Source organism: Shewanella sp. NIFS-20-20 (assembly GCF_019209865.1).
GTDB lineage: Bacteria > Pseudomonadota > Gammaproteobacteria > Enterobacterales > Shewanellaceae > Shewanella.
This window is the reverse complement of sequence record NZ_JAHUTT010000092.1, coordinates 1-7,876: the sequence shown is the minus strand read 5'-3', so window position 1 is coordinate 7,876 and position 7,876 is coordinate 1. Positions and strand designations below refer to the sequence as shown.

The following is a 7,876-nucleotide window of genomic DNA, read 5'->3' as shown; positions in this document are numbered from 1 at the left end:
TAATGCGAGACAGTTCAAGCTTGATGGGAAACGGGATAGGGCCTATCCACGTGCGTTAAAAATGAGTAAAAACAAGTATCCCATTAAGTCTAAGAAAAATGCCGTTCACACTAAGTGAACGGCATTATGCATTTGCAGGCTTTTTTTTGGAATTAACACAGCAGATGGCGCCGGCAATATTTGAGTTTGAATTGGACCGGATCCATAGTGATAGTTTTAAAGGCATCAACGCAACCTACTAGGCTTGGGATCAAGGTCCAACAAAAGGCTAAATACAGGCTGCCTTTCAATGGCTGGCCTAAATAAAAGCGGTGAGCCCCTATCCCGCCGAGCAGTAAACTGAACCACGCCGTGAGCTGTTGACTCTTCGGGCGCACACTCGGATCGACACCTGCAAGGGCATCTAGGCTGAAATCACACTGACATTGGTGACATACAAGATCGCAATGGGCAATGGTGGCCCCGCACTGACTACAGAGTTGCGCGTTCAATTGACAGACTCCCACAGAGATAAAATGATGAGCCGCAATTATGCGTACATGTGTGCGCTGAGATCTAGGGTCGTAGATCACAGAATAGAAATATAAGCATGATTGGCCGAATTGCACAGATAACAAGTGTAGCCTGTGGCAATCGTCATTATTGCCAATCGCCAGATGGGAGGGCAAGTCAGTTGAGCTGTCCATTCTTATGGCGGCGCACACTCGGTCAGCTTGACGCGGTTGTTGGCGCCTAACACAGAGATGCCTTTGATTTGTTAATAATAAGTTGTAATCTGTGGGCTGGTTCAGTTGCCATGGGGGCACTGACATAATAAGAATCACCAAGAGGTTGTTATGGATACCATCACTTCAGTGATCAAGGTAGTCAATGGCTGGGTGTGGGGCACGCCCATGCTGGTGCTCATTTTAGGGGTGGGGTTGTTCCTGTCGTTAGGATTAAAACTGATGCCCATTTTAAAATTAGGCACAGGTTTTAAATTACTCTGGGATGGGCGCATTCCAGATAAAGATGAAAATATGAAAGGGGAAATTAGCCCGTTTAATGCGCTAATGACTTCTTTATCGGCCACCATAGGCACGGGCAATATCGCCGGGGTGGCTACCGCCATTTTTATGGGCGGGCCTGGGGCGTTGTTTTGGATGTGGTGTACTGCCTTGGTGGGCATGGCGACCAAGTTTAGTGAGGCGGTATTGGCGGTGAAGTACCGTGAGGTAGACGACAACGGTAATCATGTTGGCGGCCCCATGTATTACATCAAGAATGGCTTAGGACAAAAATGGGCGTGGTTAGGTACTTTATTCGCCCTGTTTGGTTCGATTGCTGGTTTTGGCATTGGTAATACCGTGCAATCCAATTCGGTCGCTGCCGCGCTCAGTGCCAATTTTGATGTGCCCGCGTGGATTACCGGCCTCATCTTGATGGTGCTGGTGGGGTTAGTGTTAATGGGGGGGATCAAACGTATCGCCGATGTCGCCGGTAAACTGGTGCCATTAATGACGGTATTTTACATTACCGCCGGTCTGGCAGTATTGGTGGTGTATGCCGATCAAGTGCCGGCCGCTTTTGCCTTGGTGATCGACAGTGCATTTAATCCGGTGGCGGCACAAGGCGGCTTTGCTGGTGCGGCGGTGTGGGCTGCCATCCGTTTTGGTGTTGCCCGCGGGGTTTTTTCCAATGAAGCAGGCTTAGGAAGCGCACCAATTGCACATGCGGCGGCGCAGACTAACAACCCGGTGGCTCAGGGATTGGTCGCCATGTTGGGGACGTTTATCGACACCATCATCGTATGTTCGATTACCGGCTTGGCGATCGTGGTGACCGGTGCTTGGACTTCCGGTGAAGATGGAGCGGCATTAACCTCTCTCGCGTTTAGCCATGCCTTACCCATCGGCAATTATATTGTGGCCATTGCCTTGGCTATTTTTGCATTTACCACCATTCTGGGTTGGAGTTTTTACAGCGAAAAATGTGTGCAATATTTATTTGGCATACGCGCTGTTAAACCCTTTAGGCTACTGTGGACGTTAGCCGTGCCTTTGGGCGCCGTGAGCTCACTCAAGTTTATTTGGCTATTGGCTGACACCTTAAACGCCATGATGGCGATCCCGAACCTAATCGCGCTGACGTTATTAAGTCCGGTGGTCTTTGCCTTAACTAAAGCGTATTTTACCAAACAGAAACTGGCAGAAAAGTCGGTGTAGATGCCGACCACACGCCGCGGTCATGATGTTGCGGTGTGTGGCCAAGCATGTGCGATTAATCGCTGTTGTTATCAAATTCCGTTTCATCGGTAAATTCTGAAATAGGATCTATGGTTGGCAGATCTTTAAACAGACGCTGGAAGTGACGTTGCACCCCTTTTAGATTGATTTCAGCAAGACCGGCGGCAAAACCAAACCAAGCATAAAGGCCGCTGTAATCATCAAACATGGGTGGCAAATACTGCGGCGCCTCAATAACCCCCAGTTTTTGGGCCTGATAGAGCGTCGGAATATCTTCAATGGCTAACTTACCCACAAACAGCATGGGGATCAGTTCAGGTAGGCCTGCGGTAATCGCCGCGCGAATAAAGTTGACGTTTTCAACATAGCCCCGAACATAAGAGATGTCTTTGGTGAAATAGCTTCCACCGCTGACATCGCCGCCGCGAAAGACTCGTTGAGTAATGCGGTAGCTATCGGTTTCACTGAGGTTTTGCTCTCTAAAATAGCGGAAGACTTCGATAAAATCGGCACCATTTTCTGCCATACTCACCGCTTCAATACGATCGCTAATGCGCCGTGCTCGCCCCGGTGTTGAGCTTAAAGTCAACATTTCAAGTAATACGGCCAAGCCTTCTTGGGTGGCAGCCACTCGTGGCGAACCGACGCCTAACCAAGTGGCATAAGGTTGCATCCGGCCATTGAGGGTAGTGCCAACATGTACCCAACCTTCATGGACTTCATAGATATTAAGGTCCGCTTCACTGAACTTGGCATGAGTACTAATTTTGATGGTATCGCCACCCACCGCCGCATCGGACATGATGCCATCGCTTAAGCGCACGCGAATTTCGTCGCTATGAAAATACCGATTGAGGCGTTGGCTAAGCTCATTAACCGCATGTTCGGCATCCAGCACTTTGGGGTGCTGTCGATTGGCACGTTTTGCCGCGGGCAACGAGAATAAATAACTTAATCGATCGCCTAACTGTTTAATGCTGTGACGATCACCATGGAGCTTATGTTGAGACGAGCCGTAGAGTTGGGTGCTGATCTCACCAAAGCGTTGATTGCCACGATTCTCAAGCATCTCGATCACAAGCAAATATTGATCAGCGGTTTTACTGAGGATTTTACCTAGCTTGTCTCTATGCCCCAATTTACGCCGAATCGCTACTTTTAAATCTAGCAATGCCAATTTTAATTCGGGAGGATAAAATGATAGTGGTCGATTTTGGTAAAACGCTTGATCCACCTTCGGCAGCGAGTGCGGGTGTTGCAAAAATTGCCGCTCTAACTCTCGCGGCCATTTAATAGCATCTAAAATTTGAATGGGTTTTTGAATGCGAATTAATTCATCAGATAAGCTTTTTAGGTTTTCTTTATAGGCTAAGGTGATTGACGACATGATGAATTCCCTGCGAATTTGTCGTTTTATTGTATCTCAAATTGGCAGTTTAACAGCTTATTTCTTAACTATTTTTTACATAAATCCCACCTTACCGTTTAAGAGGTAACAGCTGTTGTTGGATTTTTGTGATAACGTGCCGATTCTCATGACGCTTTGACAAAATTTGCCATCCCAGGAGAGGGGCACCGAGATGTTTCGGTGTGGTGGCCGATGGTGGCTCGTAATCGAAGTTGTCGGAAATCTCTTGCGCAAATAAGGTGAATAGCAAAGAATTCGCCCTGCCGTTTTGGTCTATTAATTTGGTGTATTTAACGTGAAAATAGGTATTTTATCTCAGCATCCTGAACTGTATTCGACCCGACGTTTGGTTGAAGCTTGCACTGCGCGTGGTCACGAAGTTCAGGTGATTAATACGCTGAATTGCTACATGAATATCAATTCGATCAAACCGAGCATTCATTTTGAAGGCCAGGAATTAGTCGGCTTTGATGCCATCATCCCTCGCATTGGCGCTGGCGTGACATTTTATGGTTGTGCCTTGGTGCGTCAGTTTGAAATGATGGGGGTATACGCTGCGAATGAGTCGATTGCGATCGCTCGCTCTCGGGATAAGCTGCGCGCATTACAATTGTTATCCCGCAAAGGGGTGGGGATGCCAGTGACTGGGTTTGCCAGCAAGCCAGATGATATCCCCGATCTCATCAATATGGTGGGTGGGGCGCCGCTGGTGATTAAGTTACTGGAAGGCACTCAAGGGATTGGCGTAGTTTTAGCCGAAACCAAAAAGGCCGCTGAAAGCGTTATCGAAGCCTTTTTGGGTTTAAAGGCCAATATTCTGGTGCAGGAATTTATCAAAGAATCAAACGGTAGCGACATTCGTTGTTTTGTTGTTGGCGATAAAGTCGTCGCCTCGATGATGCGGCAAGGACCCGAAGGCGATTTTCGCTCTAATTTGCATTTGGGAGGCGTGGGGGAGAAAGTTAAAATCACGCCGCAGGAGCGTAAAACGGCGATTGCCGCCGTGAAAGCGATGGGACTGGTGGTGGCCGGTGTTGATATTTTGCGTTCTGAACGGGGGCCGCTGGTGCTCGAGGTGAACTCGGCGCCGGGTCTTGAAGGCATAGAGCAATGCACGGGTAAGCCGATTGCCGAAAATATTATCGAACTCATCGAGAAAGAGGTTATGGCTCGAAAAGCCAAGCGTAAAGTGGTGGCTTAATAAACACAAATGAGCCCGCATCGCGGGCTCATTGCGACTCGGCTCTAGGGCTTATAAATCAAAGCCAAACGAGTAGCCTAATATGACTTTAGGATCGTCACTATTAAGGTCGGTATCAGAGATCATAAAACTGACGGTGCCTATGCTGGTCTCAGCATTGAGCGCAATGTTGTAGTCAGAGTAATTCTTTTTCTCAAACCAATCTTCAATGACGTCACCGCTTGAATAACCATAGTGGATATTGATGGAGTAGGTCTCATTGACAGGAATACCAATATCAGCGGTTAGGTAGCCATAATCTTTGCTATCGACGCCTTCACTGACAATGCCATCTGAAGCATTAACAAAGTGAGAATAGCCAATAGTTAACCAGTTCCAGCCGATAGAACCATAAATTTCGCCGATATCAATTTTATCAACCGCATCTGGGTAGGCGTAATAGACATAACCAATATCATAAGCAAACTCGCCAATGCTATTGCTGTAGCCGACACCTAAATCTAATTCATAGCTAGTCTCATCACCAAAATCGACGTTTGAGGCCCAGCTGGTCAAGTAAAGTCCTGACTCATGCTCATAATCGAGACCGCCTTGTACGGCTACGGCATCATTGGTTTGGGTTACGCCGCGCCACAAATAGTTTGAGGTCACGCCAATATTGCCTGATACGGCAGCTGTAGCCATCCCAGAAACCATGCTTGCAGCCACTAAAATGCCGATGGTTGTTACACGTGTGTTCATGCTCTTCCCCTTTATTATTAGATATTTGGTGTTCAACCTAATGCAAATGGTTACTACATGATTTGCATAGCATCAGGTCTTAATGACAAAAATATGGTCATTGAGTAAGTGTTGGATTGCCCCATCAAGCCTGCGCGCCATTCGCATTTCGCGCGGCATTCAGACAACGCGCACCACTGGCTTGGGTTATGTTTAGTTCAGTGAATCACGCAATCCTTTGCCTGCTTTAAATTTTGGGATTTTAGCCGCAGGGATTTGAATTTCTTTGCCGGTTTGTGGATTACGGCCAGTGCGAGCTGAGCGGTTTGAAATTTCAAATGAACCAAAACCAACTAATGAGATTTTATCACCATTTTTCATGGCTTCAGTGACGGCCATTTCAAATGATTTTAAGGCGCGGTTAGCCTGAGCTTTTGATAATTCCGCGTTCTCTGCAATTTTTGCAATCAGTTCTGCTTTATTCATAATTTAGTCTTTCCTTAGATAGTGATGTTTCACTTGTAACATGCCACAGCAACTCACTGATTGGAAGTTGTTATTGCTTAAAATTAACTCATTGGTAGCAAATGTGCAACATAAGTGTTCGAAAATTCGAACACCATGCTTGAGGGCCGGATGACACGGGGATTGATAGCAGTTAAGGCCGGGCTAGCCTTCTAGAATTTGGTGAAGTAAGCGTCTGACTAACTTAGGTTCAAAGGGTTTGTCGCAGATAGCATCAACCCCAGAGTGAGATATCTGATTGAGATTAAATTTATCGGCTTCAGAGGTCACCATTAATATGGGAGTGTGGCTGTGTTCACTGTCTTCTCGAATAAAGCGGGTCAGGCTGAGGCCATCCATGGTGGGCATATTGTAATCGGTGACCACTAAATCAAATGGTTGCTCTTCAAATAAGGTTTTCGCTTCACAGCCATCACAGGCTTCGGTGATATGATGAAAGCCCAAGTTATGAAGTGTTCGGTGAATAATATTGCGGGATAACCGCGAATCATCGACTAATAACACCCGCAGCTCATGGGGATCTAAATAGTCTAATTCGAGTTCTTGATGGCTGAGTAAATCGGCGGCAGAAAGTAAGGCTGTATGCAGATTATCGCGGGAGAAAGGCTTAGGTAGGATGGCCACAACTCCCGATTGCTTGTACGCATCGAGTTGTTCAAAGCGTGATTCGCTTGACACTAACATCAGCAAAATATCGCAGATATCGGGATCATCTTTGACATATTGTACTAAGTCCAACGCGGTGCCGTCACAAAAGTGCATTGCACAAGCAATCACATCCGGATGGCATTGTTTGGCTTCAGCTTTTGCCGCCGTAATGGTATCGGCGGTCTGAATGTTGCAAACGCCTTCCTCATGTAACCGCTCGATGATGATTTTTTGTTGCAAGGGTGACGGCTCAACCAATAATAAGGTCAGGTCACTGATATCAAACTGGCTCATAAGTCCCTTACGGCGTCTATCTTCCTAGAGTAAGTATTTACCAGCTTTTGCAGTTTGCAATCTAATTCGCATGAATTGATTGAAAATAAACTTTAGTGCTGCTGTTAAATGCAACGAACCACTGCAGAATTTGGGTCAATATCGCGACCGAGGCGACCAGCCATAACGGGATGATGGTGCCATGCCATTGCACGATGACATCTTCAGGTGTAATTTGCCACGCGATGACAGCCGTGGTGGCAAAGGCAATGATCGCCAAGCCTTGAATGGCAATATAAACTCGTAATACTAATAGCCCCCAGTCTGCTCGTAAGTAAATACCGGCCAATACTGGTATCATGCCTAGGCTAAATAAATTGATATTGCCACTGATAATGGCATAACTGATGCCGAGTATGGCGGCAATGAAATAACAAATACTGAGACTGGTAATGGGCCAGGGATAGGATTTCATGATGAACTCTTATGGTTTTTGCCAGAGTGTAAAAATTCCAGCGCTCTGAGTCCAGTCCCAAACATGATTAACGTGTTATCTAAGAGGTTGAAGTGACAGAAAACGATTTTTGGCAATTGGTAAGCCGCTCACAAGCTGCGCAAGATGAGCAGAGCTTGGTGGCTGCCTTAACGCAAGCATTGTCGGCATTAGACAATCAGCAACTGGCCGAGTTTGACCGACATTTTTCAACGCAAATGCGCCGCGCTTATACCTGGCCAATTTGGGGTGCCGCCCAGGGCAAGAGCGTGAATGTTTTTTAAGCATTTATTAGTTTTTCTAAATAGGCCGAATCCATTGCCGCTCGGCGTCTCTTTCGGCGAAGACTTAATTTGCTCGGTTCTTTTTTGAGAATATTGACC

At 46.7% G+C, this 7,876-nt stretch carries 9 protein-coding genes; 3 read left to right on the top strand and 6 right to left on the bottom strand.

Features of this window, described 5'->3' with window-relative positions; translation table 11 throughout:
* Positions 1 to 152: 152 nt before the first annotated feature.
* Complete coding sequence (locus KU855_RS18970; RefSeq protein ID WP_256261121.1) at positions 153 to 491, bottom strand: TM2 domain-containing protein; 339 nt, start codon at positions 489 to 491, stop codon at positions 153 to 155.
* Between the two features lie 345 nt (positions 492 to 836).
* Here KU855_RS18970 and KU855_RS18145 point away from each other — a divergent pair, with 345 nt between their 5' ends.
* Positions 837 to 2,204: a sodium:alanine symporter family protein gene (locus KU855_RS18145; RefSeq protein WP_218532581.1), complete on the top strand. Its 1,368-nt coding sequence runs from the start codon at positions 837 to 839 to the stop codon at positions 2,202 to 2,204.
* Positions 2,205 to 2,259: 55 nt separating this feature from the next.
* Here the strand turns inward: KU855_RS18145 and KU855_RS18140 are convergent, their stop codons facing one another.
* Positions 2,260 to 3,612: a flavohemoglobin expression-modulating QEGLA motif protein gene (locus KU855_RS18140; RefSeq protein WP_218532579.1), complete on the bottom strand. Its 1,353-nt coding sequence runs from the start codon at positions 3,610 to 3,612 to the stop codon at positions 2,260 to 2,262.
* Positions 3,613 to 3,928: 316 nt separating this feature from the next.
* On the opposite strand from KU855_RS18140, the gene rimK reads away from it, so the two are divergent.
* Positions 3,929 to 4,834 (top strand): 30S ribosomal protein S6--L-glutamate ligase, encoded by a 906-nt coding sequence (gene rimK / locus KU855_RS18135; protein WP_218532572.1) that lies wholly within the window; start codon positions 3,929 to 3,931, stop codon positions 4,832 to 4,834.
* Positions 4,835 to 4,885: 51 nt separating this feature from the next.
* Here rimK and KU855_RS18130 read toward each other — a convergent pair whose 3' ends face one another.
* The 4 genes from KU855_RS18130 to KU855_RS18115 form a co-directional block, all read right to left on the bottom strand.
* Positions 4,886 to 5,575, bottom strand: coding sequence for a TorF family putative porin (locus tag KU855_RS18130; RefSeq protein WP_218532570.1), 690 nt, complete (start codon positions 5,573 to 5,575; stop codon positions 4,886 to 4,888).
* A 192-nt stretch (positions 5,576 to 5,767) separates the two neighbouring features.
* Positions 5,768 to 6,040: an HU family DNA-binding protein gene (locus KU855_RS18125; RefSeq protein WP_218532562.1), complete on the bottom strand. Its 273-nt coding sequence runs from the start codon at positions 6,038 to 6,040 to the stop codon at positions 5,768 to 5,770.
* 183 nt (positions 6,041 to 6,223) lie between these two features.
* Positions 6,224 to 7,021, bottom strand: a complete 798-nt coding sequence (locus tag KU855_RS18120) for a response regulator (protein ID WP_218532559.1) — start codon at positions 7,019 to 7,021, stop codon at positions 6,224 to 6,226.
* 61 nt (positions 7,022 to 7,082) lie between these two features.
* Positions 7,083 to 7,475 carry a hypothetical protein gene (locus KU855_RS18115; protein ID WP_218532556.1) on the bottom strand — a complete coding sequence of 131 codons (393 nt, stop codon included), beginning with the start codon at positions 7,473 to 7,475 and terminating at the stop codon, positions 7,083 to 7,085.
* Between the two features lie 92 nt (positions 7,476 to 7,567).
* Between KU855_RS18115 and KU855_RS18110 the strand changes: the two genes are divergently transcribed.
* The gene (locus tag KU855_RS18110; protein ID WP_218532554.1) at positions 7,568 to 7,777 is read left to right on the top strand and encodes a DUF4240 domain-containing protein; all 210 of its coding nucleotides are present in this window, start codon (positions 7,568 to 7,570) and stop codon (positions 7,775 to 7,777) included.
* Positions 7,778 to 7,876 lie beyond the last annotated feature (99 nt).